Below are 26902 nucleotides of genomic sequence, written 5' to 3'. Positions count from 1 at the left end.
TTAAAAAATAAGCAGTCGGCTTCCGACAAATTTTCGAAACTTGCTTCCTGCGGTCGATTCGAACAACGGAAAATTTTCACGCTTTATTCACTGATTTTCTTAACGCCAAATCTCCAATGCCGATGAAAAGCGGTCAAAATACTGAAAAACCAGTGTTGAACCATTAAAAAATATATACAATTAAGTACTGAACTCAATAAATTTAAAACATTGCTAGATTGATAAAATAATATTGTTATTTTTTAATACGTAAGTTAGAGATATAATATTAAGTCATAAATTAACAATTGAAAATCAAAATATTACGAATACAATTTCATCATTTTTTTTAAAAATTGTAAAATTCCATCATTGGATGTGATAAAAATCAAAATTATCAACCAAAAAAGAGTACAAAAAATCTTTTTTTATAACTAACTGATATATATCATTTTTTATTAACATAAACTCCCCTATTTTTGCGGGGTACTTGATAAGTATGACTGTTTCACTTATACAAAAATACAACGTTGCGGGGCCGCGTTACACGAGTTATCCAACGGTTCCATATTGGGATAATGAATCTTTTTCGAATGATAAATGGCTAAATAGTCTAAAAAGATCATTTCACGAAAGCAACAAAACAGAGGGAATCAGCCTTTATATCCATTTGCCATTTTGCGAAAGTTTATGCACTTTCTGCGGATGTCACAAACGCATCACCAAACGACACGAAATGGAGAGTCCTTATATTGATGCTGTTTTGAAAGAATGGAAATTATATTTAGATGTGTTGCAAGAAAAACCTCTCATTAAAGAGATTCATTTGGGAGGAGGCACACCAACGTTCTTTAAACCAGAAGAGTTAAAACGTTTGCTTGAGGGCATTTTTGAATATGCTGACATTGCTAAGGATAAAGAATTTAGCTTTGAAGGACATCCTAACAACACTACAGAGACTCATTTAAGAGTTTTGTACAGTTTAGGATTCGAACGAGTAAGTTTTGGAGTTCAAGACTATTCTTTAAAAGTTCAAAAGGCAATTCATCGCATACAACCGTTCGAAAACGTAAAAAAAGTTACAGAATGGGCAAGAAAAATAGGATATAAGTCCGTGAGCCATGATTTAGTATTCGGATTGCCTTTCCAGACTCTTGACGACGTGCTGTTTACTATTGATAAAACCAATAGCTTACACCCTGATAGAATTGCGTTTTATAGCTATGCTCATGTTCCTTGGATTAAAGGTAGTGGACAGCGGGGATTTGATGAGAGCAACCTGCCTTCGGGGGAGGAAAAGCGGTTACTCTACGAAACTGGCAAGAAACATTTGATAGATGCAGGATATGTTGAAATAGGTATGGATCATTTTGCTTTACCAACTGATTCAATGTACAAATCATTTGAAACCAACAGCTTACACCGAAATTTTATGGGGTACACAGCCTCAAAAACCCAGGTAATGATTGGTTTAGGAATGTCCTCTATCAGTGATAGCTGGTACGGATTTGCTCAAAATGAGAAAGATTTGGAGGATTATTACGCACGGATCCAGCGGAATGAGATCCCTGTTTTTAGGGGACATATCTTAAATGAAGAGGATCTAATTATCCGTCAACATATCCTAAATTTGATGTGTCATTTCAATACTTCATGGGAGGAAGACAAAATGTACACCTCTGAAATAGAGTCTATTAAGTCAAAATTAAATGAAATGGTCAGTGACGGTCTTATTGAGCTGAGGGAGAAAAGCATACGAGTAACCAATGAGGGAAGACCTTTTGTGAGGAATTTGTGTATGGCGTTTGATCTACGTTTACAGCGGAATATACCGAATACAAAAATTTTTAGTATGACTGTATAACAGATATAAATAAAAATGTTAGCTTCTTTTTAAGAAACTTCGTTGAATGTTATAAAGTAATCATAGTGATTGAGTTTTTTAGTTAGTGATTTGAGAAGGGATGGTTGTGAAATCTATCCCTTTTCTTTTTGTTTTATATAAAGATTAAAGTATATTTGCTCTTCGTAGAAATAATTTTAACAAAAACATCACTCTTTATGGATGCAATCATATATATATTACTGATTTTCTTCTGTTTACTTGTCGGATTTTTCATCGGAAATTACATCAATAAATTAAAAACAAACTCTTTACTTTCCACAACTTTGGAACGAGAGGAGTTGCAACAACGAACGATTCAAGAGTTAGAAAATCGTTTAGCAATCGAAAAAAGTGAAAAGGAAGAAATCCGAAAAGAAAAAGAAGAGTTAAGTCTTTATTTGGCAAAATCGGATGTTGAAAAAGATCACTTGATAACTAAACTCAGAGAAAAAGATAAAGAATCTGAACAGCTTCAAGAAAGGTTTACCAAAGAATTTGAAAATTTAGCTAACCGAATTTTGGAAGAAAAATCATCCAAATTCACAGAACAAAACCGTGAAAATTTAAAGAATATTCTGAATCCACTGCAAGAAAAAATCAAAGATTTCGAGCAAAAAGTAGAACACAGCCAAAAGGAAAATATCAGTATTCACTCGGCTTTGAAACAGCAACTTATTGACCTGCAAAACCAAAATCTACGAATTACGAAAGAGGCTGAAAATCTGACGAAAGCACTGAAGGGTGACAGTAAAATTCAAGGGAACTGGGGTGAGTTGGTGCTGGAAAAAGTACTCGAAAAATCCAATTTGGAAAAGGGGCGGGAATATACTGTTCAGGAGTCATTTGTACGTGAAGATGGCACTCGAGCAATTCCCGATGTGGTTATTCACTTACCAGATGGAAAGAAAATAATTGTGGATTCAAAAGTTTCACTTACTGATTATGAACGTTTTGTAAATGCTTCAGAGGAAGAAAGACCTATATTTTTAAAGCAACATACTAATTCCATACGTAGGCATATTGAACAACTTTCTAGTAAAAAATACGAGGACTTATATACTCAAAGCCCTGATTTTGTGTTGATGTTTATTCCCATTGAACCTGCTTTTGCGGTAGCTCTACAAGAAGATGAATCGCTCTACACCAAAGCCTTTGCTCAAAACATTGTAATCGTGACTCCAACGACCTTATTGGCTACTCTTCGCACCATTGACTCTATGTGGACAAATCAAAAACAACAAGAAAACGCCTATGAAATTTCGCGTCAGGCAGGGGCTTTGTATGACAAATTTGAAGGCTTCGTCTCTGATTTGATTAAAATAGGTAAAAAAATGGATGAAGCGAAAGGGGAATATAGCAACGCTATGAATAAACTTGTAGAAGGAAAAGGAAATCTGGTACGTAGCGTTGAACGACTAAGAGCTATGGGGGTAAAATCTAAAAAATCCTTACCCGAAGCTATTTTAAAAAGAGCTTTACCTACAGATGAATGGAATGAGGAATAAAAAATGCTATTCGAGGAATCAAAAAAAGTTTTAGGTTCCTCAAATAGCTCTTTTTGAATTATTTATCTAAATTCCAGTATAATTTTCTGGCTTGATGGCTTTTAACTCGGCTTTTATAACGTCAGAAACTTCCAAGGTTTCGATGAACGCTGCAATGGTTTGTTGATTAATTTTTTCGTTCGTACGTGTTAATCCTTTGAGGGATTCATACGGATTTGGATAACCTTCACGACGCAGGATCGTTTGAATAGCTTCTGCCACTACTGACCAATTTTGCTCCAAATCCCAACGAATTTTTTCTTCATTCAATAGCAATTTGTTCAGCCCTTTGAGGGTTGCTTTAAGTCCAATGAGCGTGTGTCCAAAAGGAACTCCTATATTTCTGAGTACGGTACTATCGGTCAAATCACGCTGTAAGCGAGAAATGGGTAATTTTGCAGACAAATGTTCAAAAATGGCATTTGCAATTCCTAAATTTCCTTCTGAATTTTCGAAATCGATAGGATTGACTTTATGTGGCATCGCTGATGATCCTACTTCACCTGCTTTGATTTTCTGTTTAAAATAATCCATTGAAATATACGTCCATACATCACGGTTGAAGTCTATCAGTATGGTATTAATACGTTTGAAAGCATCAAACATTGCTGCTAAATGATCATAATGCTCAATTTGCGTGGTTGGAAATGAATGGTGTAGCCCTAATTTTTGTTCTACAAATTGAGTTCCAAAAGCCTTCCAATCAATAGCTGGATATGCAACCTTATGAGCGTTATAATTCCCTGTGGCTCCTCCGAATTTTGCAGCAAACGGAACAGCCTTTAATTGTTTTATTTGTTCTTCAATACGTTTTTTAAAAACCTCAAATTCTTTCCCTAAACGAGTGGGTGATGCAGGTTGTCCGTGAGTGCGTGCCAATAGTGGAATATCTTTCCATTCATCAATCAACTGAGCCAATTTATCTATCACACCTTGTAATTCAACATAATAAACATTTGAAGTAGCTTCTTTTAGCGAAAGCGGAACAGCTGTATTATTAATATCTTGTGAAGTTAAGCCAAAGTGAATAAATTCTTTAAACTGGGAAATATTCAATCTGTCAAATGCGGCTTTGATAAAATATTCAACCGCTTTAACATCGTGATTAGTAGTTTTTTCAATATTTTTAACCTCCTTTGCTGCCTCTTGATCAAAATTTATATACAAATTTCTCAATTCAGGAAATAATTCAGTAGGGAATCCTTCCAACTGTGGCAATGGCAACTCACAAAGAGCAATGAAATATTCAATTTCAACCAAAACTCGATATCTAATAAGAGCTTCTTCCGAAAAATAAGGAATCAAGGAAGTTGTTTTATCGGCATAACGACCGTCAATAGGAGATATAGCTTGTAATGACATTGTGCTTTATGTTTTAAAAATAAGGTACAAATATAGAAAAATATTTGTTACCTCTCATGGTTTTTACGTACTTTTGTGATCTCAAAACAACTATTCTATGGAGAAAGATTTAGGAAATTACCGAAAAATTTATGATAAAAAAGTTCTTGTTGAGAATGATATCCCTGAAAATCCATTGCAATTGTTTCAAACGTGGTTTTACGAAGTAGAAGAAAGTGGCGGAGTGGACGAACCTAATGCAATGACGGTTTCAACCATAGGCTTGGACGGTTTTCCCAAAGCCCGAGTGGTATTGCTAAAAAAATACACTCACGAAGGATTTATTTTCTTTACCAACTACTCAAGTGAAAAAGGCAAAGCCATTGAAGTTCACCCAAATGTATGTCTTTCATTTTTTTGGGCTAATATGGAACGACAAGTAATTATCAAGGGAATAGCTGAAAAATTACCTGAAAATTTATCTGATGGTTATTTTGAATCGCGACCTCTCGGAAGTAAATTAGGAGCTTTAGTTTCGCCTCAAAGTGAGGTGATTTCAAGTCGTCACTATTTGGAAGAAACACTAGAAAATCTTGAAAAAGAATACATCAACAAAGAAGTGCTACGTCCATCATACTGGGGGGGATATTTAGTTCGTCCACAATCCATTGAGTTTTGGCAGGGTCGTCCTAATCGTTTACACGACCGAATACGATATACACTAACGGACGATTATGATTGGAGAATAGAACGATTAGCACCATAATAACAGAAAAAAAATGTTAAAAAAAGTACAAAAACATCATGCTCTACAGAAAAAAAAATACCTTTGCAGACAAAAATATATTATGAATTTTACAAGATTGACACAAAAAATTACGATTGCTTTTTTAGTTGCAATCACGTTTGTGAGTTGTTCTAAAGACGGAAAAGAAGATGACACAACTCCGCTATCTCGAGAAGAAGCAAAACAATTCATTGAGCAAACAACTGATAATTTTTACAATTGTCTTAAAGATTTAAACGATGGAGGCTTTTCTAATTTCTTCTACGAGAGTTTTTTTACCATTGCCGAAACAGTAACAACAACTCATACATACGGAAATCCTCCTTATGAATATGTTTATACTCAAGTAGAAAATCACTCTTGGATGAGTATCTTATCTGATGCTTTTGAAGATCAGTATGGTGATGTGTTTGATGACTCTTTTAATTATCAATTAATGAAAGGAGTCTACACTTGGGACAATACATCTAAAAAATGGAAGAAAAGCAACGGAAATAACATAACTTTGCATTTCCCTTCAAAAAAAGACGCAACTACTAACAACGCCACACTGATTTTAGATGGCTATACAGACCAAACATTCACAATTGAAGGCAAAGAAGTTAAGTTGCCTAAAAGGGGGAATATTTCAGTTACCGTTGATTCTTCTAAAATTTTCAGCATAAAGGTAAATGATGTCGCATACATGCAGACAGGAGAATCAATCATGATTGAAAAAGCAGATATTGAAGCATATGCAAACCCATTTACTGCAAATCTAAAATGGAATAAAACCAGTGAAAATATATTCAGATTAGACTTTGTTTTCAGTTCTCCAAACGCGTGTTCTACATCATTGAAAGGAGAAGTAAAGCTAACTCACACCGACATTGAAAATATCAATCCAGAATCAGATATCGAAAAAATTACTTTAGAAATAACTCATAATGAATTAATAATCAGAAGTTTAGCTGATTTAAAAGGACTTTATGGTTCCAAAAAGGACATCGATGATATGTCAGCTGAAGAAATTAACTCATTCATCAAATCAGAGGTGTTCAAAAACTCAAAAAAGATAGCTGATTTAAAACTTGAAAAAGACAATACTGAAAAATTAATTCCTTATTTGATTTTTGAAGATGGTTCAAAAGAGAAAGCTGAGAATTTCGTTTCAGACTTTCCTGAAAGAGTAGAAAAGATTTTCAAAAGATTTTTTGAAGGAAGAAAATAATGAATAAAATAATCATTTTTTTTACAATATTATTTATAGCAAACATTGCTCTCGCTCAACAGGAGAGCAATGTTTCTTTTGTTACAACACAAAAGCATCAGGTTGGAATTGGTATATCTAAATTCGTGAATATGGCCTTTCCGAGTGACGCTAATGCTTTTTTGTTTGAATACAAATACTCTCCTAAGGAAAAACTCGGTTATCGCTTGGCTGGAGATTATCGAATAGAAACTACAGATGATGCCATTTACGATATTGGTCTAAAAATTGGGGTAGAAACAATATTTAAACAAAGTGGAAATTGGTCGTTCTACTATGGAATCGACCTATGGGGAAGGCATATTGATTATACTTCGCGAAAGCAGCGAACTAAAACACTAGCAATCAATCCTTTTTTTGGAATTTTATATAGAATTAGTAAGCACTTTTCTATATGTACGGAACCTGGATTTTTTATAAAATACAGTGTTACAAAGGATAACAATACTTTCGACTTGAAAAAAACTTCAGAATGGTTTGAAAGTCGGTTAGCAAAAATAGGCTACATTCAATTTAATTTTCATTTCTGATGATAGAAAACACCATTTATAAGAGCTACATAACCACACCCATCGGGGAATTGTTAGCATGTGTTTCTTCCCATGGAGTTTGTATGTTAGATTTTTATGACAATGAACAAACCGAAATAGAATTAGATAAGTTAAAAAAATGCTTTCAAGCCTCTATTGTTGAAGAAAAAACTCCTCTATTTTTAGAGTTAGAAAAGCAAATAAAAGCCTACTTTTCAAAGCAAATCACCGAGTTTAATTTACCTTTGGATCTTCGCGGTACGGATTTTCAACAACGAGTGTGGGAATCACTTCTCAACATTCCTTACGGAAAAACGATTTCATATAAAGAACAAGCTATCACTTTAGGTAACATCAAGGGGATTCGGGCAGTTGCCTCCGCCAACGGAATGAATCCAGTTGCGATTATTGTTCCATGCCATCGAGTAATTGGTCAAAATGGCTCCCTCATAGGCTATGCAGGAGGGCTCTGGCGTAAGAAGTTTTTACTTGAATTGGAAAGCAACCAACTGATATTGTATTAAAAACCGGAAAACAAGCTAATTTTACAAATCCAAAAAGAGATTGTTCCAAAAGACAATCTCTTTTTGGATTATAAACTTTATGAACCCTTATCAAACGTGTAACGCTCTATTATCGGTTGCTGCTAAAGCAGCTTCTTTAATAGCTTCTGTAAAAGTTGGGTGAGCATGACTGATACGAGAGATATCCTCGGCACTTGCTTTGAATTCCATTGCGGTCACGGCTTCTGCAATCATATCGGCAGCACGAGCTCCAATCATATGCACTCCCAAAATTTCATCCGTTGTTGCATCAGCTAAAATTTTGACGAAGCCATCAATATCCATGCTCGCTCGGGCACGTCCCAAGGCACGCATTGGGAATTGACCCACTTTGAAGGCAACTCCTTCAGCTTTCAACTGTTCTTCCGTTTTTCCGACAGCTGCCACCTCTGGCCATGTATAAACCACTCCTGGAATGAGATTATAGTCAATGTGTGGTTTTTGTCCTGCCAATTGCTCAGCCACCAAAACCCCTTCTTCTTCTGCTTTGTGGGCAAGCATCGCCCCTCGAACCACATCTCCTATGGCATAAATATTAGGTACCGAGGTTTGCAAATGACTATTTACCTCTACCCTACCTCGCTCATCTTTTTTCACTCCTACCGCTTCAAGATTTAATCCTTCGGTATAGGGACGACGACCAACAGCTACTAAACAGTAATCCCCTTGCAAACTAACTTCTTCGCCTTTGCTATTAGTAGCCTTAACATTTACTACCTCACCTGAACGTGAAACTTCTTTAACTTGGTGACTTGTGTAAAACTTAAAACCTTGTTTTTTAAGTACCTTTGTGAGTTCTTTTCCTAAACCTTTATCCATCGTAGGAATAATACTATCCATATATTCCACTACGGAAACTTCTGCGCCCAAACGTCTATACACTTGACCTAATTCTAATCCAATAACTCCTCCTCCTATAACTATCAAATGTTTAGGGATTTCTTTAAGTTTTAAAGCTTCTGTTGAAGTTATGATTCTCTCTTTATCAACGGTTATGAATGGTAAGGTCGAAGGTTTTGAACCTGTAGCAATGATGATATATTTTGCCTCAATTTCCTCAACTTGGTTTTCATTCGTAATCTTAAGTTGGGTATTACTCACGAAACTCCCTACTCCATGGAATACATCAATTTTATTTTTATCCATCAAAAAATTGATACCTGCACACGTTTGCTCTACTACGGCCTTTTTACGATCAATCATTTTTTCTAAACTGATTTTTACCTCACCAGTGATTTCAATTCCGTGAGCCGCAAAATGTTTTAGGGCATCTTCGTAGTGATGTGATGAATCTAACAAAGCTTTTGAAGGGATACATCCTACATTCAAACAGGTACCTCCTAAGGTGTTGTATTTTTCAACAATTGCAGTTTTAAATCCCAACTGAGCCGAACGAATCGCAGCTACGTATCCTCCAGGCCCTGAACCGATGACTACAACATCATATTTTTTCATATATTTTCTTTATTTTTTGTATTAGAACCACAAACTTACGAATAAAAAAGAAAGATTACAAGGATTTAGAATCAATCATTGTTATTTTTCTCGAAATAACTGTATGTGAAAAAAACAGCTAATTACCATAGCATTCTCTAACTCAACCATACAAATGCAATCATCGCACTCAAGTAGGCTATGCCTGTCATAAAAGACCACTGTATTACTGTCCATTTCCAACTGTTGGTTTCTCGTTTAACAATGGCCATAGTACTGAGACATTGCATGGCAAAGGCATAGAATAATAATAACGAAATACCAGTGGCGAAGGTGTAGACAGGCGTTCCATCGGGACGAACTTCGCTTCGTAATTTATTCAAAATAGTGCGTTCTCCCTCCTCCTCTTCCGTATCTAAATCGGCTCCTAAACTGTAAATCGATGACAAGGTACTAACAAACACCTCACGTGCAGCAAATGATGACAAAACTCCAATACTAATCTTCCAATCATATCCCAAAGGTTTGAAAACAGGTTCTATGGCTTTCCCGATATATCCCAAATAAGAATATTCCAACTGCATAGATTCTACAAAATGAGCCTTTTCTGTTTTGTCCCATTGATTTTGCTGTGCTAGTACTTCGGCTTCTGCCTCAATATTCTCATATTTTTCGCCAACACCGTGAGAGCCTAAAAACCAAAGAATTATAGAGATTGCCAAAATAATTTTTCCTGCTCCCAACACAAAACTTTTGGTTTTTTCATAAACCGTAGTCCCCACATTCCGTAGTAAAGGCATCTTATAATCAGGCATTTCTACAATGAAAAAACTTTTATTTTTATTAATTTTCAGTATCTTATCCAAAATAAAAGCTGATAACAATGCCACCACAAATCCCAAAACATAGAGAGCTAATAAAGTAAGAGCTTTATAACTGATAAAGCCAACACTACCATCAGGAATTACTAATGCAATGATTATCAGATAGACAGGCAAACGAGCGGAACAAGTCATAAAAGGAGTAACTAACACAGTTATAAGTCGCTCCTTCCAACTCTCGATATTTCTAGCAACCATTACGGCAGGAATAGCACAAGCAACCCCTGAAATGAGAGGTACAACACTTTTCCCGTTAAGTCCGAAGCGTTTCATCAGGTTATCCATTAAGAACACTACCCTACTCATATAGCCACTTTCTTCCAATAGAGAGATAAAGAAAAATAAAATAGAAATCTGAGGTACAAACACAACTATCCCTGAAATTCCAGGAAGGATTCCTTGAGTCAGCAGATTTGTCAAAGCTCCCTCGGGCAAGATTTGCTCAGCCTTTCTTGAAAGCCAATCGAATCCCTTTTCAATCCAATCCATTGGGTAAGAACTCCAATCGTAAACGGCCTGAAAAACAAGCAGTAAGATAAGTGCAAAAATTAGATATCCAAATACTTTATGAATCAAAATTTTATCAAGTGAAGCACGAAGTCCTCGGGCATCAGCCAGATTAACGGAATAAGTCTTTTTTAAGATTTCATTAATATGTTTGTAACGCAAAATGGTCTCACGTTGTTTCAATCGCTTAATTTCGCTCTCTGATTTTGAACTTTTTACACCACTGAGATCAATTTCTTTGTATTGGTCGATAATATCTACGTTGTGAGATATTATCAGCCACAATTTATATGGATTTTCTTTGGGAAATAAATCTGCTATCCTTGTGAAATACCCTTCATCTAAGCTATTGATATTAAAAAACTTATCGGTTGAAAGTTCAGCATAATTAGTAATAACATCTTTTAGTTCATTCAATCCTTTTTTTGTTCGCGTACTCACTAAAACTACTTTTGTTCGTAACTCCTTCTCCAAGGCTTGAATGTCAATACTGATGCCACGTTTTTCCATCCGGTCGGCCATATTAACAATCAAAATTGTAGGCAAATTCAGATCCTTTATCTGTGTGAAAATCAACATATTTTGTTTCAGATTTTCAACATCGGTGACAACAGCTACCACATCGGGATACAATTCCCCTTTTTTATTCAACAGAATATTCACAGCAACGCGTTCATCCATTGAGTTAGCATTCAAACTATAGGTTCCAGGTAAATCTATAATTTCTGCTTTTGTTCCATCCGAAAGCTTACAATATCCAATTTTTTTCTCCACTGTAATACCCGGATAGTTCCCCACTTTCTGATTTAACCCTGTCAGAGCATTAAAAATAGAGGTCTTTCCCGTATTAGGATTCCCAATAAGAGCCACTCGTATGCTGTCTTTTGTCATATTTTTTCAATTTCAATTAATGAAGCCATTTCTTTACGGATAGAAAGATAGGAGTTATTCATGTTTACGTAGATAGGATTTCCAAACAACGATTTCTCAATAACCATAACTTCACTTCCAACAAAGCACCCCAATTCAATCAATTTTAATGGAACATTCTCAATATCAATATGTTTAATAACACCTCGTTCCCCTTTTTTTAGGTCTGAAATTGTCGTTCTATGTGCTGTGGAAATATTTTCCATAACTTATCTTTTATTTAGACTTATTTTTTGAGGCAAATATAGTAATAAATATATACATACAAAAAAAGGTTGCCTGAATGTTTCAGACAACCTCATATTAGATTATTTTTAAGTGTTAGAATTTCAACTCCTTTTTCACTGATTCGTACAAATCTGTTCCAGAAGCTACGATTACCCCTGAACCTGCACTCGAATCAAGTACATAGTGGATACCTTGTGCTTTAGCAACTTTTTCAATAGCAGCTTTCACTTTTTTCAAAATTGGCTCTACTAATTCTTGTTGTTTTTTCAATAACGTTTGTCTTGCGTTTTGCTCAGCTTGACGAATATTGTTTTCCATCGTTTGGATTTCTTCTCCTTTTTTCTCAAACTCAGCTTGTCTTGCTTTTAACTGAGCTTCAGATAGAGAAGCTGCCTCATTTTGGTAGGTCTGAGCTTTGGTTTGAAGTTCTTTGATAGACGCTTGAATATCAGCGGTATAATTTTGCTCCAATTTTTTCAATTGAGCCTCTGCTGCTTTTCTCTCAGGCATTTCTTCAAGAAGTTTTTGTACGTCAATGTGTGCTACTTTCACTTGCGCAGTTGCCATTGATGTTGCTCCAAAAATAAGAGCTAACACTACCATAATTGTTCTAATGTTTCTCATCATCCTTAATAATTGTTAAATTAATAATTAGTCTTGTTTATTTTAAATCGTTTTTATTATTTATTTCGTTACTTGCTGTTTCCTTCGGGTTTCTCGTTCCTCTTGTTGCTTTTTGATTCGCTCCTCCCGTTCTTGCTGTTGTTGCTTCACCTTGGCTTCTCGTTCACGATCTCGCTGTGCTTTTTCTTCTGCCTTACGTTTTCGTTCTTGTTCGTACGCCTTTTGCCGTTCAGCCTGTAGCTTTGCACGTTCTTTTTCTATTTCACGTTGGCGTTTGGTTCGTTCATCGACAAACTCAAAATCGTAACTTTCTTTTAATAACTCCGTAAAATCCCGATTCCTATCCTCTGCATTATCTTTACGTTTTAAGACCCGCAACACTACGTTACTCAAATTGTGTTGATTGGCAGAGTAGAGCATCGACACTTCACTTTTTTCAAAAACCATGTCGTAATTTCTGAGCTTTCCTATCTCTTGAACTATATTAAACACCTGATCTTGAATTGGTTTAGCTAACATAAACTTTTGAGTAAAGTACTCTCCTTCCTTTCCAAACTTCTGTTCCTTGTAGGCATTTAACTGATATTCCAATAAGGCGATTTCTTGCTCTTTATCCTTAATGAGTTCAGGCGTCAACAACGATTTTTCAGCGTCAAGTTTCTGTTTCTCTTTCTGAATATCGGCTTCCCGCTTTTCAATTTCAACCTGCCACTGAGCTACTTGAAGTGCAAATTGCTCACTTGCGACTTGATATTCTTCCAAGTTGGACAGCACATAATCCATATCGACATACCCTATACGTGAACTTTTTTGTGCATAAAGCATCGTTGTTGCGATGAGCAAACCTAAACTGATTATATTTTTTACAATTTTATTCATCACTTACAAAATAGGAATGTGATAATCAAGCTAATAGTTTTGGATTATACATTTATTACACATAACCTTTTCTACTACAGAAAATATCATGCCAAATTAGAATTGCTGTCCAAAAATAAAATGCGTTTGCCATCCCCCCACGGTATTTGAGCCTAATGGTTTGTCAAATCCATATCCAAAATCAATCCCCAACATACCGAACATCGGCATAAACAAACGTAATCCTAATCCTGCTGAACGCTTCAGTTGGAATGGGTTAAAGTTCGAGAATCCTGTATAGGTGTTCCCTCCTTCGGCAAATGCCAATCCATAAATAGAAGCCATCGGTTTTAACGTGATTGGATAACGTAACTCCAAAGAGAATTTATTGTATATGTTATCTCCTCCATCGGACGAAAGCGAATAATTAGTATATCCACGCATTTGGATATTTTCACGTCCGTCCATGTTGTAATACCCTAAACCATCTCCTCCCATAAAGAATCTTTCAAAAGGAACAATTCCTCTATCTTTATTATACGCTCCTAAGTATCCGAATTCTGTACCTAATTTCACCACGAACTTATCAACAATATTGGTATACCACGTTCCTGAGGCTTTCAATTTGTAGTACTCCAACCAACGAAAACGCTCTTGGTCGATAGCTGCAACGGCTGCCATATCACCATTTGCGAACGCATTAACTCTTTGAGATGCCAAGGCTGCATAATCAACTCCATTGAAGATTGAATAAGGAGGTGTTATTTTGGCACTCACTGAGAAATTGCTTCCCGTCATTGGGTAGATTGGATTAGGGCCACTTGAGTTTCTTGAAAGGGAGATAGTGTACGAAAACGCATTCGAGTTTCCTTCTTGGAAAGAGAACAATCCTAATGAGTAATTCTTCAAATCATAGTTGTTGAAACTGAACAAATGTGAAATTTGAAAATAATCATCTGGCACTCGCAAACGTTTCGCTATTCCTAAGTTAATTCCCGTAATATAAACTCGTCTACTCTTATCCACATCGTAGGTTCGATAGTCGTATCCAAACTGCTCAGTTCTGTTAAATGACAGTGAAAACTGCACAGGTTGTTTACCTCCTAACCACGGCTCCATAAAGGAAAATCCATAAGTTCTGTAAAATCTACTTGCTTGTAAATTAATTGATAGAGATTGCCCATCTCCCATAGGAAGAGGCATTTTTTGCATATAGGCATCTTTATCAAATAATTTTCTTACGGAAAAGTTATTGAATGAAAGAATCAAAGTTCCGATGAATGAACCTCCTCCATATCCTCCTTGCAACTGCACCTGGCTTCCGCCTGATTCTGTTAGGTCATACTCTAAATCAACAGTCCCTTGAATTTCATCGGGATTTTTGATGTTTGGCGAAATATTTTGAGCATCAAAGATACCCAATTGACCTAATTCTCTTACAGTTCGGATAACAGCATCTTTGTTATATAAGTAGCCCGGACGCGTACGAAGTTCTCGATAAACTACGTGATCGTTGGTTCTTAAGTTACCTTTGATGGTTACCTTGTCAAAATAAGCGGGTTTACCCTCTTTAATTCTTAGCTCAAAATCAATGGTGTCATTTACTACAGAAGTTTCGACTGGAAAAACATCAGCAAACAGATAACCGCTGTTTTGATATAAATTGTAAATATCATCAGAATCAGGTTTTGAATTATCTCTAACCCGTTTTTTTAGCACCACTCCATTATAAACATCTCCTTTTTTTACACCTAAAACCTGATGTAAAGCGTGATCACTATAAATTGAGTTTCCGAGAAAACGAATATCTCCAAAATAATATCTACGACCTTCTTCCAATGCAATATTTACTTGAAGTTTTCCATCAGCATCGTATCCGACGGTATCCTTGGTGATTCGTGCATCACGATATCCGTTTTCTTTATAGAAATCAATAAGCGACACCAAATCTTGATCGTATTCCTTAGCTACGTATTTAGAGCGTTTCCAAAAGCGTCCAAATAAGCGTTGTTTTGTTTTTTTCATTTTTCTTCGGAGAGTTGCATCCGAGAATTTTTCATTTCCTTCAAAATTAACGTTTGCTATTTTCACCTTGTTCCCTCTGTCAACATGGATGAGCATATTCACTCCGTTAGCATCAGTGGTATCAACCTTGGTATCAATAGTCACCTTAGTATCAAAATATCCCTCCTTTCTATACTTGGTAATAATGTAGTTTTTAGTATCAGCAATTAAACTTTCGGTCACTTTAACTCCTGGTTTGATTTTAGCATCTTCCAACAAAGTTTCGCCTTTTTTGGTTCGTACTCCCGTAACCTTAGCTGTAACTAAAGATGGTATTTCCTTGATTACCAACTCTAAAAAAGCCTTATCACCTTCCACACGTTGGATATAGATATCAATATCACTAAATAATTTATATCCCCATAATTTATGGATAATTGCACTGAATTTCTCGCTAGGGATAACTATTTCCTCCCCTACTTTCAACCCCGAGGACACTAAAATAGTCTGAGGATTATACCGCTGTGAACCAATCACTTCGACACCTCCGATAATATATTTTTTCCCTTCTTTCAACGTCAAACGCTCTTCTTCTTGTGCGTTTACTAACCCAACGATAGCTGACAGTGCTATGAATATATATTTTTTTAACGACATATTAAAGTTGTTCACTTGTTTTTCCAAATCTTCTCTCTCTCTGTTGATAATTTAAAACGGCCTCGTTCAGATGTTTTTTTGAAAAATCTGGCCAAAGGACATCGGTAAAATACAGTTCTGCATACGCAATTTGCCATAGCAAAAAGTTACTTATACGACATTCTCCACTGGTTCTTATAAGTAAATCTACATCAGGCAAATCATGTGTGTAGAGATATTTCTGAATTGTTTTCTCATCAATATTTTCAACCAAAATGGCACCTTTTTTCACATCGCTTGCTATGTTTTTTATGGCAGTCTGCAACTCCTCGCGCGAGCCATAGCCTAAAGCTAAAGTGAGTGTCAAACCTGTGTTATGTTCCAACTTAGCAATAGTGGTTAATAATTCTTCTTTGACTTTGGTAGGAAAACGGTCTAAATTCCCAATGGCGTTCAGACGGACATTATTTTTATTCAATTTTTCAAATTCTTTTTTCAAAAACTTGACTAACAACTCCATCAAACCATTGATCTCTTCTTTCGGACGATTCCAATTTTCAGTTGAAAATGCATATAGCGTCAGAAATTCTATTCGATGTTCAACACAATATTCCACTGAATCACGAACGGCATCGACCGCATTTTGATGACCAAAAATACGCATCATACCTTTCTTTTTCGCCCAACGCCCATTGCCATCCATAATAATGGCTAAGTGTTTTGGATAATTTATGATTTGCTTATTTTCCATTTTGTTATTCTCTACAATAGCAAGGTTTTCTACCGAATGTGTACGTTAGTGTAAACCCAGAAAAAGTATACCAGTCGTTGCTTGTTTTATTTCCAAATGACAAATTACCTCCTGATGGAAGACTTCCATCCAAATTATTGGTAAACGTAAAGCGAGTGCCAATTTCAGCGGCTAAAATCCATCGAATTGCTATTTTCATTTTAAAGCCCATTACCACAGGAATCGCCCAAGCACGATGCCTATTAGGCATTTTCTGTGCTTCTAACGGACGTGTGGTTAGATTCTGAAAATATAATTCGTCTCCATCAACATAAGATGCACCTGTAAAAAAATAAGGAGTCATTGGCATCTCCAACAAATTATCCATATTGAATTTGAAGAAGTTATATTCCAATCCTAACATAGTCTCCGTCAAATTATTGGAAAAAGCAAACTGTCTTTTAACCTTCGCAGCAATATCAGACTGTATATCATTGGCTCTCAAATTTGTTTTGGTTACTTGAAAACGCAACGATACTCGGTCATGAAAATTCCATTTATATATACCTCCATAAGCCAACTTATTGGGAAACACATAGTAAGTCCTACCTACATCGCTAATAGGGTTACTGCCTCCTAAAAAAACACCTATTTCGTGTCCCTGAGCATTCATTAACTGAATCCCTAAGAAAGCTAACAAACTACATAGATACTTATACATACATTAATGACAAAGTGCAAATATATGAGTTTTATAGAAAATCTACCCTTTTTTTTCGATATAATTTTTATTTAACTATTTCACTTTTGATAATATATAAAAAAACAACGCGTCAATAATCATTTAAAGTTTTGATTTTCATACATATAGAATTACATTGTAATTTAGAACGTTTATTTTTAGTTTTATTACATATTAACATTTTTTGAATCTAAGATTTTTGGCATTTTCACAAGTATCTATTACATGAAACAAAAAAACTTTACTCCCACAATTCGTAAAGAAATCACGCGAATAAAATGCTAAAAATTTTAAAAAAGAGATGTCGATATGTTTTTATATTGTATTTTAGCCCCAAAATTAATTTAGTTACCAAAAATGATTTTAGCACCTTCAATTTTAGCAGCCGATTTTGGCAATTTACAACGAGATGTTGAAATGGTCAATCAAAGTTTAGCGGATTGGTTCCATATCGACATTATGGACGGCGTTTTTGTTCCAAATATTTCTTACGGAATGCCTGTACTTGAAACTATTAATAAACACGCTACCAAACCTTTAGACGTGCATTTGATGATTGTTGATCCTGACAGATACATCTCAACATTTAAGAAGTTAGGAAGTCATATTTTAACAGTTCATTACGAAGCATGTACACATTTACACCGCAGTGTCCAAGCTATTAAGAATGAAGGAATGAAAGCGGGAGTGGCGTTGAATCCACACACACCTGTCAATGTTCTGGAAGACATTATCCAAGAAGTTGATTTAGTACTAATTATGAGTGTAAACCCCGGATTTGGCGGACAATCATTCATCGAAAACACCTATAAAAAGATTCATCAATTAAAAGAACTCATACTCAGAAACAAATCAAAAGCGCTGATTGAAGTGGACGGTGGCGTAACCAACAAAAATGCTCGTCAATTAATGGACGCTGGTGCAGATGCTTTAGTAGCAGGTAGTTTTGTTTTTAACTCATCGAATCCAATGCAAACGATTGAGGGAATGAAAAAACTTTAGGCTCATTTTGGCACGAATTTAGATGGCGTATAAAAAAAGAATCATCATGAGAAAGATTTTTTATGCCACTATAATCCTTCTTCCTTTTGTGATAAAAGCACAGGAAATCGGTTCAGCTGGTCGCTGGTTACAGAATGAAAACCGAAGAAGTGAAGCTACTGATAGATACATACCCTCAAACCTGAGTTATCGATGGGAAATGACATACGATTTTGGATATGCAGAAGTTTTTATACGCATTCCTGAATCGGGACGTTTCACACTACAATTGGGAGAACAGGAAATTACTAATAGCAATGGAATGTTTCGGTTTTTCGATGTTCCTGCTGAAAGACAAGAACTTAGCGTGTACTACGGCAGACAGTTGATATACCGTGTAACCATTTCCCCTCGTGATAATACGCGTATGGTGTTGGACTTTTTCTCTCGCCGAGGATTGTTCCTTTTGGAGGAAGTGAATTTGAACAACGTAAGAGAGATACACTATGGAAAACGCTGGAACGATGTATGGAATCATTCCTACGGAAGACGAAGTAACACCTTGGATTTCGACCATTTTTTAAGAATGTACGAACGGCAATTGTTTGACAATGATAAATTAAAATTCTTCCGTATGGAAAACGGAAATTCGTCATTTACAACAGCTCAAGTTGGAGAATTGATGAAGAGATTAAGTTTTGATGAGAATCGGCTAATTTTGGCCAAAGAGGCATATGATTGTGTAATTGACAGAGAACTTTACTACCAATTGTATGATATGTTTCAATTCCGAAGAACGGCTAATGAATTTTCTGACTTTTTAACGAATAGACGTTCTTTAAGGAGATAATAACAAAGAATGGAAGAAACCAATATAGGCTAACCTAAATTTAGGTCAGTCTATATTGGTTTTAACAAAAACAGCAACAAATTTCGTACTACTTATTTCTGTATTTCCATGTAATACCATTTACTTCTTTCTTATTCGGAATTAACATACTGATAATGAACGCTACAATGATAGACGATACCATTCCTATAAGCCCATAAAGAAGAAACGAAAGACTGGTGTATGATTTGACTCCGTAGAGAATCAAAACTCCAGAGATGAGTCCAATGAGAGCTACGGTACCATTAACTCTTGGAAAGAAAATTCCTAAAATAAACAACGCTCCCAAACCACTGGTCAACAACCCTAAAAAGGTATTGAACTGATCCCACAACGAAGCAATATTCCAAGTAGCTAACACAATTGCCATTGCTGTCCCTAACAAACCAATAACGACTCCTGACCAACGAGCTACATTCATCTGCCCTTTAAATGAAGTATTTTTAAAAATTGTTTTGTAAAAATCAGACGTAATGACAGCTGAAACCGAATTTATATTGGAAGAAAGCGTACTCATCGCTGCTGCAAAAATCGAAGCTATTAACAATCCCGACATTCCAACAGGCATCTGAGAAACAATAAACTGAGGAAAAATAGAGTCAATATTTGGGTCAGTAATCGACATCTGCTCCGGGTTCGATTTGTAGAATGCAAACAAACCTGTTCCAAGCAAGAAAAACAATATACTCACGGGAACACTCACAATTCCATTAAGCCATATGCTTTTTGCCGTCGCCTTTTCATTAACAGTAGACATGTAACGCTGTACCACCGATTGGTCACTGGTATAAGATATTAAAGTGTTTGCAAGGCCTCCGAAAACAACTACCCAAAATACAGGCTGTGAGAAATCAAATCGAAAATCAAACGTGTCTAGTTTATTGAAAGTAACAGTTGTATTCCAAAATTCACCAAACCCACCATCAACACCTACTACCATCACAATAAAAGCAACTATAGCTCCTCCTACCAATATAAACCCTTGGATCACATCGCCCCAAACCACAGCCTCCATACCGCCACTGGTGGAATAGATAATTGTTACAATACTCATTATCAAAATAGCATAATAAATATTGAACCCTGTTACTGCATTAAGAGCTAAAGATGGTAAAAACAATACAATAGCAATACGACTGATCATGAAAAAACTAAACAGTGCTGAAGCCACCCAGCGAACTGGTCGATTGAAACGTTTTTCCAAATATTCATAAGCTGTATCCAATTTAAATCTCAAAAAGAAAGGTAAAAAAAAGCGAATAATGAAAGGTACTGCCAAAATAATGGTCATATTAAACATTAACATACGCCAGTCAGTAGCATAGGTTTTCGCAGGAATCGAGATGAAAGTAATGGCACTGAGCATCGTAGCAAAAATACTAATCCCAGCAGCCCACCACGGAATGCGTCCTCCACCTTTGAAGTAATCATCCGTATTTTTATTATTTTTCATGAAGAAAAATCCTAACATTAACATGCCGATCAAATACAATGCTAAAACGGCGTAGTTTAACCAACCAAATTCACTATCCTTGGAGAACGATAGTTTGGTAATATAAGGTGAACGAATTCCTGGTTTCTGCTCTCCTCCTGCAACATAAACTTCCTGTTTTTGAGCATCATAAAAAACAGAAGCTACAGCAACCGCTTTATCTGTACTACCTAAATTAAACCACTCATCAGTAATGGTGTTATAGACCAAAACGTCAGTTTCAAAACCCTTGTGGGCTTTCCAAAGTTGATTACGAAGTTCTATATTTTCATCATAAATAGCTTGTTCCACTTGATTAAAAATAACTCCTGTGTCACCTCCAAAAAGTAAAATACTCGATGCTCCAATTTTTGAAGCATTCGCAACGGCCAATGGTAAAACTTCTTTATTTTTTTGAATATCTTTAATTGGAAACCACTTGTTTAAAGAAGGTTTAAAAGTATATGCCTGATGGTAAAATTCTGTAAGATTTCTCCCATTTTGATTTCTTCCTCCAAAAGCAAATAAAGCGATTTCTGTACCATTCTGTTGTGCTACCATAGCTGCTCCTGATACTTTTTGAGGATAAGCAGGTAAAGTTTCCCATGTTGCGTCTGTTTTTTGTAAATCTAATCTCAAGAATTGGTTTAACGAACCGTTATCAGCAGTTTGCCCTCCTAAAAGATAAACACTATTTCCAACAACCTCAGCTACAGCACTTTTTACAGGGATTGGCAAATCGGCATAATGTTTTAGGATTATTTTCCCGTTGTTATATGAAATAGAAAAAACTTTGGACGACAATCCTTCGGAAGTTTGTCCTCCAAGACAAAGCAAACCATCTGAAATAGTGACATATGCTCCTTCTGCAATGGCTTCGGGGAGGTCTTCGGCTTGATAAATAGAGGTTAAATTACCATCTGATTCAACCTGAAACACAAAAACTGTTTTTGAAAATTGCTTTTTCCCTCCTTGCCAAGGTTTTTCAGTAGGAAAGTGAGACCCTCCAGCTAAAATGAAGTATGAGGCATGTTTACCAAAATAGGTTCCTGCTAAGCCTTCATGAAGTTGTGGTAGTTTTTCTAAACTTTGTGTATCAAAAATAGTAGTTTGATGAAATTGTGTGACTGTTTTCTTATTTTCTTGCGAAAAAATGGCACTACTGCAATGCAAAAAGAGCAGCACTAAACATAATTGAAACTTGTTTATCATAAAAAATCATTTTGGAAACGAACAAAAATACACTATTTTAATTGAAAAACAAAGGTTTTAGAAATAAAAAGGCTGCCTAATTTCTCAGACAGCCAATTATTGAATTATAATTACATCACTTAAAAATTAGGAGTTCCTGTATCCCACCACAAACGTGTACCAGGAGAGTCTTTTCCTTTCAAGAACTGAACTGCTTTGGCCACTTCTTCTTTATTAGTTCCTGTGCGTTCATTTTCAGGAAAACGCAAACGACGAATCATAACGTTAGAGTCAATTTCACCACCACTATTATTCACCTCAATAGGGAAAAGTTTTGGATAACCCGTTCTACGGAATTCAGCCCAAGCTTCTGCTCCGTCAGGGAACATAGCAATCCATTTTTGAGTGATAATTTTCTCCAATTTTTCTTCGTTGGAAGCACTCTCATCCCATTTTACAGTTACAGTTGAAACAGCAGGTTTATCATACAATTTTTCTTTAGGATCTGTATAATCCGCTGGTTTGTTTGTATCGTTTTCAATATAAGCATTTGCTCCAGAAACGCCCCATTGTTCAATGGAAAGTTCAATACCTTTCTTATAAAGATTTTCAGCCGTATCTCCCATGTTCCAACCTCTTAGAACTCCTTCTGCACGTAAAAAATACACTTCCGCAGCGGTCATTAAGGTAATAGGAGTGATGTTTCTTTTTGACATATCGAAACGAGCTCCCAAAGTGGAATAACCTGAACGTAAATCTTTAGCTTTCATATTGATACCTTGACGAATACCTTTATATTTTCCATTCACGTTTTCGTCTTTATCAGTAGCTTTTGAAAAATATTCGGACAAACGAGGGTCTTTCAATCCTGTTAAAATAGATTCCATATCAGCACTCATACGTGAATCATTATAATCATTAGCAACAACGATAAGTGGATGTCCTATATTGATTGTAGGAACTAAAACGTTATCTGCATTCGTTGTAAAAACTCCATACGCATTGTTGATTGCTTTTTCAGCCTCTTTTTGTGCTAATGAAGGATTAACTTTTGACACCCTCATTGCAAGACGCAAACGCAAAGAGTTCGCCCATTTGAGCCATTTTGTGTGTACACCTCCGTAAATCAAATCCGAATCACCCAAACTATTCACATCTTTATTTGGCCCTGCTAAGTGAGTTTCCAAATAAGAAACGGCTTCATCCAATTCAGTGAAAAATTGGTTGTAGATTGCCTCTTGTGAATCATAAGGAGTCGTAGTTCCTCCCAAACCATATTTTGAATATGGAATCGGCCCGTAAAGGTCTGTTGACTTATGCATACCTGCCACTTTGAGAATCAATGAGATGGCATATACGTTCAACGACTCTTTCTTATCCAAGGTCTCAGCCTTCACATTGAACCAAGGCTTCATGATGTTATTATTATACATACCAAAAGCAAACTGATTCCATCCCTCCATCATATGGTAGTTGATATTATTCTTATCTCCATTAAAAGGTGTTGGAGGGGTTAAATAACCGCCGAACATATCAGCATTTAAGTTTTGTGCTATTTGGAATTCCCAGTTTCCCTTACTGTTATTGTAGTAAATAGACTGTTCCATTTGCGGGAAGAAAGCCTTTAAGTGCATCCAATCGGCTTTTTTTAACTCCTCAGTGAGCGCGAACGTATCACGATTGTAGTCTTCAAATTTATCTGTACAACCTCCTAATGCAGTTGCTAAAGCTAAAAACGCCAATGATTTTACGGATATTATATGTTTTTTCATAGTGTTTCTAATTAAAAGTTAATATTAATACTAAATCCTACACTTCGTGAAGCTGGCATAGTGAATAAGTCTGCATTAGACAATCCGTTACTACTTGTTGATAGTGTAATTTCAGGGTCGTAAGGAGCCTCATTGTAGAAGAAACCTAAATTACGTCCTATAAGAGACAATCTAACACTTTCTACGTATTTCACACGCTCTACAAGTGATTTTGGAAGAGTGTAAGACAGTGAAAGCTCTCTTAAACGAACATTAGTTGCTGAATAAACTGAAGTTTCTCCCGCAGGTGCTACTTTGTAGTAAGTTTGAGCGTCTATTTTTTGATTGAAAGCTGTTTGTGTTACTACGTCTGGGCTTCCTGTTACTTTTGTTGTAGTTACAAGTGTTCCTGTTAAAGGAATACCTCCGTTATCACGAGCTTCTGCTGAACGTTGGCTACGTCCGAAACGGTCAAGGATGTTTTGTGTTGATGAAATGACATTTCCTCCAAAACGTCCATCAATTAACAATCCTAATGAAAAGTTTTTATATGAAAACTCATTTTTAAATCCTATCAAGAATTTTGGATTAACGTTTCCGATATACTCAAAATCATCGCTTTGTTGCAATTGAATTCCTTTATCTACACCATTTTCGATAGTCTGCGTAAGAAGAATATTTCCTTGATTGTCTCGTTTAAGACGTTTTTCGTACATACGTCCCCATTCCTCTCCTTCTTTAAGACGGAATTTATACCCAACAGATGATATTTCAAATCCTTTATCCAAATATTGAGATGGCAATGAAAGTACAGTATTTTTGTTGGTTGAATAGTTTAAATACCCGTTCCATTGGAAATCATTTGTTTTGATTGGAGTGAAACCTAAAGTAAGTTCAAATCCTTTATTTTCAACTTCTCCAGCATTGATGTAGTATTGTGAATACCCCGAACCAGAGGTGTTATCTACCTTAAAGTACTGATTTTCAGTAATTGTTTTATATACAGCGGCATCAAAAGTAAAGCGTCCACCCAAAAATCTTAGATTGACCCCTGCCTCAAGAGAATTAGAGCGTTCTGGTTTTAAATCATCGAAAGGTTTCACGGTATTAGCTTCGATAACCCCTCCTTTTTGCAATTTGTCATAAGGCTCTGTTAATCCCCATGGCATATCGTTACCTACTTGTGTCCAAGAGAAACGAAGTTTACCGAAATCAAGCCACTCTGGTTTTGCTTCATTTTGGTCCAACATTTCTGTAAAAACGAAAGATGTACCTACTGATGGATAGAAATAGCTTCTATTGTTGGCAGGTAAAGTAGAAGACCAGTCATTACGTCCTGTCACATCTAAATAAAGCATTTCATTATAACCTAATGACACGGTTCCGAATACAGATTGCAATTGTCTATGTGTTCTCTTATTATCCGAACCTCCTTCTATTCCAATGTAGTTTCTCAAGTCAAAAAGATTTGCTATTGCCAAGTTGTGAATTTGGATTTCATTAGTAGTCTCTTTTGTATCAGAAATACTTGTCCCCAATGTGGCACTTATTGAGAATTTTTCATATGATTTGTTTGCAGTCAAAAGAGCGTCCGCATACATCAAAGCATAATTTTGGGTTTTGTGATCATAACGACCTCCTTTTCCTGTTAGGGTAGTCATTCCTGCATGTACTTTTCGTTCTCCTAAAGTAGCTGTTTTATCATAACTTCCTCGCAATTGAAGATTTAACCAACTTGTAAAATTAAATTTAGTATTTAATTTTACAATCGCTTTCTCTACGTTGTATGAATAATTATGACGATTGATTAACCAGTATGGGTTTTTATAAACATCGGTTTGGTTTGCCCAGTTCATGGTCATTAAGCCATTCCGTGAAGGATCAGGCACTTCATAAACATCTCTATATGAATTAAATGCTGTTGTTCCTGCAGGGAAAAGATATAATCCTAAGATAGGGTTAAAATACTGTCCTGGAGCAGCAGGTGCATTTCCTGTATCTTGATGCGTAAGTGCAACACTTCCGTCTACTTCAATAAAATCATCAAAAAGAGAAGTTGTAGAACGCAAACTCAAATTATGTTTATCGAACGTATTATTAGGCATAATACCTGTTGCGGTAGTATTTTGATAGGAAAGAAAATTTTTAGTCACTTTATTCCCTCCGCTAACAGAAACCCCATTTTGTGACATGAATCCTGTGTTGAAGAAATTTTTCACAAAATCATTGCTCAAATCTTGATTGGTACGTGGCGCTCCCCAAGCATCCATTGATGATTGACTCACACCATCAACTCCCATTGTATAACGATCTTGGAATTTATAAGTCAAATAAGGAACGTCTGCTTGAACAGAAGAAGTAACTGACACTGCTATCTTTTCAGAATTACCTCTTTTAGTGGTAATCAAAATTACACCGTTAGCTGCTTGGCTACCGTACAAGGCCGCAGCTGTAGCACCTTTTAAAACGTTGATACTCTCAATATCTTCTGGGTTAATACCTGCCATACCATCTCCAGCATCAACACTTCCACCGTAGCCATCACCAATAGCAGAACCTGAAAAAGCTCCACTGCTAATAGGCGTTCCATCCACTACGTAAAGAGGTTGGTTGTTCCCTTGAATAGAACGATTACCACGCAACACTATTTTTACAGAGCTACCTACTCCTGAACCTGAACCTGAAACAGACATACCTGCCGTTTTTCCTGCCAAAGTGTTCAAAACGTTGCTCGAAGGGACATCCGTCAATTCCTTACCTGAAACAGTTTGTGTAGCATACGACAAACTTTTTTCTTGTCGCTTGATACCCAAGGCCGTAACCACCACTTCTTCCAATTGCTCTGCCTCTTCTTTTAGTAAAACGTTGATTATCAAATCTTTACCCCCCCCTGTCACAATCTTCTCTTGAGAGGTAAAACCTAAGGAACTAAAAACCAAAACATCACCCGAATTGACTTTGATTTCATAGTTTCCATCGAAGTCTGTGGAAACTCCACGAGAAGTATTTTTGACTGAAACACTCACTCCCGCTAACGGAATTTTATTTTCATCAGTAACGACTCCTTTTACTGATACAGTTTGTGCTAATAACGAACTGGAACACCAGCCTAACACAAAGATAAACAATGTTAAAATTTTTACTTTCATAAAATTACTCTGTTTGTT

20 protein-coding genes are annotated in these 26902 nt (G+C 36.0%); 8 read left to right on the top strand and 12 right to left on the bottom strand.

Going from position 1 to position 26902, the window contains the following annotated elements; all coding sequences use genetic code 11:
• The first annotated feature begins 478 nt into the window (after window positions 1-478).
• Window positions 479-1843, top strand: coding sequence for an oxygen-independent coproporphyrinogen III oxidase (gene hemN, locus ACF3OB_RS09830; protein WP_042008786.1), 1365 nt, complete (start codon window positions 479-481; stop codon window positions 1841-1843).
• Between the two features lie 197 nt (window positions 1844-2040).
• Window positions 2041-3369, top strand: coding sequence for a DNA recombination protein RmuC (gene rmuC, locus ACF3OB_RS09825; RefSeq protein WP_172914161.1), 1329 nt, complete (start codon window positions 2041-2043; stop codon window positions 3367-3369).
• Between the two features lie 66 nt (window positions 3370-3435).
• Here the strand turns inward: rmuC and purB are convergent, their stop codons facing one another.
• Window positions 3436-4770, bottom strand: coding sequence for an adenylosuccinate lyase (purB, locus tag ACF3OB_RS09820; protein ID WP_042008781.1), 1335 nt, complete (start codon window positions 4768-4770; stop codon window positions 3436-3438).
• 97 nt (window positions 4771-4867) lie between these two features.
• On the opposite strand from purB, the gene pdxH reads away from it, so the two are divergent.
• From pdxH to ACF3OB_RS09800, 4 genes are all read left to right on the top strand, one after another.
• Entirely contained in the window at window positions 4868-5515 is a 648-nt protein-coding gene (gene pdxH, locus ACF3OB_RS09815; protein ID WP_095893335.1) for a pyridoxamine 5'-phosphate oxidase, read from the top strand.
• Window positions 5516-5597: 82 nt separating this feature from the next.
• Window positions 5598-6746: a hypothetical protein gene (locus ACF3OB_RS09810; RefSeq protein WP_172914160.1), complete on the top strand. Its 1149-nt coding sequence runs from the start codon at window positions 5598-5600 to the stop codon at window positions 6744-6746.
• On the top strand, window positions 6746-7315 hold the full coding sequence (locus tag ACF3OB_RS09805; RefSeq protein ID WP_172914159.1) for a hypothetical protein: 570 nt from the start codon (window positions 6746-6748) through the stop codon (window positions 7313-7315). Before ACF3OB_RS09810 ends, ACF3OB_RS09805 begins: the two co-directional genes overlap by 1 nt.
• Entirely contained in the window at window positions 7315-7839 is a 525-nt protein-coding gene (locus ACF3OB_RS09800) for a methylated-DNA--[protein]-cysteine S-methyltransferase (RefSeq protein WP_172914158.1), read from the top strand. Before ACF3OB_RS09805 ends, ACF3OB_RS09800 begins: the two co-directional genes overlap by 1 nt.
• A 90-nt stretch (window positions 7840-7929) precedes the next feature.
• Here the strand turns inward: ACF3OB_RS09800 and lpdA are convergent, their stop codons facing one another.
• The 8 genes from lpdA to ACF3OB_RS09760 form a co-directional block, all read right to left on the bottom strand.
• Window positions 7930-9333 carry a dihydrolipoyl dehydrogenase gene (lpdA, locus tag ACF3OB_RS09795; protein ID WP_095893338.1) on the bottom strand — a complete coding sequence of 468 codons (1404 nt, stop codon included), beginning with the start codon at window positions 9331-9333 and terminating at the stop codon, window positions 7930-7932.
• Between the two features lie 137 nt (window positions 9334-9470).
• The gene (gene feoB, locus ACF3OB_RS09790) at window positions 9471-11591 is read right to left on the bottom strand and encodes a ferrous iron transport protein B (protein ID WP_042008764.1); all 2121 of its coding nucleotides are present in this window, start codon (window positions 11589-11591) and stop codon (window positions 9471-9473) included.
• The gene (locus ACF3OB_RS09785; RefSeq protein ID WP_042345664.1) at window positions 11588-11836 is read right to left on the bottom strand and encodes a ferrous iron transport protein A; all 249 of its coding nucleotides are present in this window, start codon (window positions 11834-11836) and stop codon (window positions 11588-11590) included. Before ACF3OB_RS09785 ends, feoB begins: the two co-directional genes overlap by 4 nt.
• A 115-nt stretch (window positions 11837-11951) precedes the next feature.
• Window positions 11952-12485 (bottom strand): OmpH family outer membrane protein, encoded by a 534-nt coding sequence (locus ACF3OB_RS09780; protein ID WP_095893339.1) that lies wholly within the window; start codon window positions 12483-12485, stop codon window positions 11952-11954.
• A 57-nt stretch (window positions 12486-12542) separates the two neighbouring features.
• The gene (locus ACF3OB_RS09775; protein ID WP_172917416.1) at window positions 12543-13361 is read right to left on the bottom strand and encodes an OmpH family outer membrane protein; all 819 of its coding nucleotides are present in this window, start codon (window positions 13359-13361) and stop codon (window positions 12543-12545) included.
• Between the two features lie 96 nt (window positions 13362-13457).
• A complete protein-coding gene (locus ACF3OB_RS09770; RefSeq protein WP_095912668.1) occupies window positions 13458-16001 on the bottom strand; it encodes an outer membrane protein assembly factor in 2544 nt (847 codons plus the stop codon).
• 1 nt (window position 16002) lies between these two features.
• Window positions 16003-16731, bottom strand: a complete 729-nt coding sequence (locus ACF3OB_RS09765) for an isoprenyl transferase (protein ID WP_042008751.1) — start codon at window positions 16729-16731, stop codon at window positions 16003-16005.
• 4 nt (window positions 16732-16735) lie between these two features.
• Window positions 16736-17431: a DUF6089 family protein gene (locus tag ACF3OB_RS09760; RefSeq protein ID WP_042008747.1), complete on the bottom strand. Its 696-nt coding sequence runs from the start codon at window positions 17429-17431 to the stop codon at window positions 16736-16738.
• Between the two features lie 378 nt (window positions 17432-17809).
• On the opposite strand from ACF3OB_RS09760, the gene rpe reads away from it, so the two are divergent.
• A complete protein-coding gene (gene rpe, locus ACF3OB_RS09755) occupies window positions 17810-18454 on the top strand; it encodes a ribulose-phosphate 3-epimerase (RefSeq protein WP_392447583.1) in 645 nt (214 codons plus the stop codon).
• Window positions 18455-18500: 46 nt separating this feature from the next.
• Complete coding sequence (locus ACF3OB_RS09750) at window positions 18501-19283, top strand: DUF4476 domain-containing protein (RefSeq protein ID WP_392447581.1); 783 nt, start codon at window positions 18501-18503, stop codon at window positions 19281-19283.
• 88 nt (window positions 19284-19371) lie between these two features.
• On the opposite strand, the gene ACF3OB_RS09745 is transcribed toward ACF3OB_RS09750, so the two are convergent.
• From ACF3OB_RS09745 to ACF3OB_RS09735, 3 genes are all read right to left on the bottom strand, one after another.
• Complete coding sequence (locus tag ACF3OB_RS09745) at window positions 19372-22005, bottom strand: sodium:solute symporter family transporter (protein ID WP_392447580.1); 2634 nt, start codon at window positions 22003-22005, stop codon at window positions 19372-19374.
• Window positions 22006-22124: 119 nt separating this feature from the next.
• Window positions 22125-23756 (bottom strand): RagB/SusD family nutrient uptake outer membrane protein, encoded by a 1632-nt coding sequence (locus ACF3OB_RS09740; protein ID WP_172919067.1) that lies wholly within the window; start codon window positions 23754-23756, stop codon window positions 22125-22127.
• Between the two features lie 11 nt (window positions 23757-23767).
• Window positions 23768-26884 carry a SusC/RagA family TonB-linked outer membrane protein gene (locus ACF3OB_RS09735; RefSeq protein WP_392447578.1) on the bottom strand — a complete coding sequence of 1039 codons (3117 nt, stop codon included), beginning with the start codon at window positions 26882-26884 and terminating at the stop codon, window positions 23768-23770.
• Between the last annotated feature and the right edge of the window lie 18 nt (window positions 26885-26902).

The sequence above is a fragment of the Capnocytophaga canis genome, assembly GCF_043187445.1.
In the GTDB taxonomy this organism is placed as follows: Bacteria; Bacteroidota; Bacteroidia; order Flavobacteriales; family Flavobacteriaceae; genus Capnocytophaga; species Capnocytophaga canis.
Note: the sequence above shows the minus strand (reverse complement) of the source record. Positions and strands in the feature narration are given on the sequence as shown.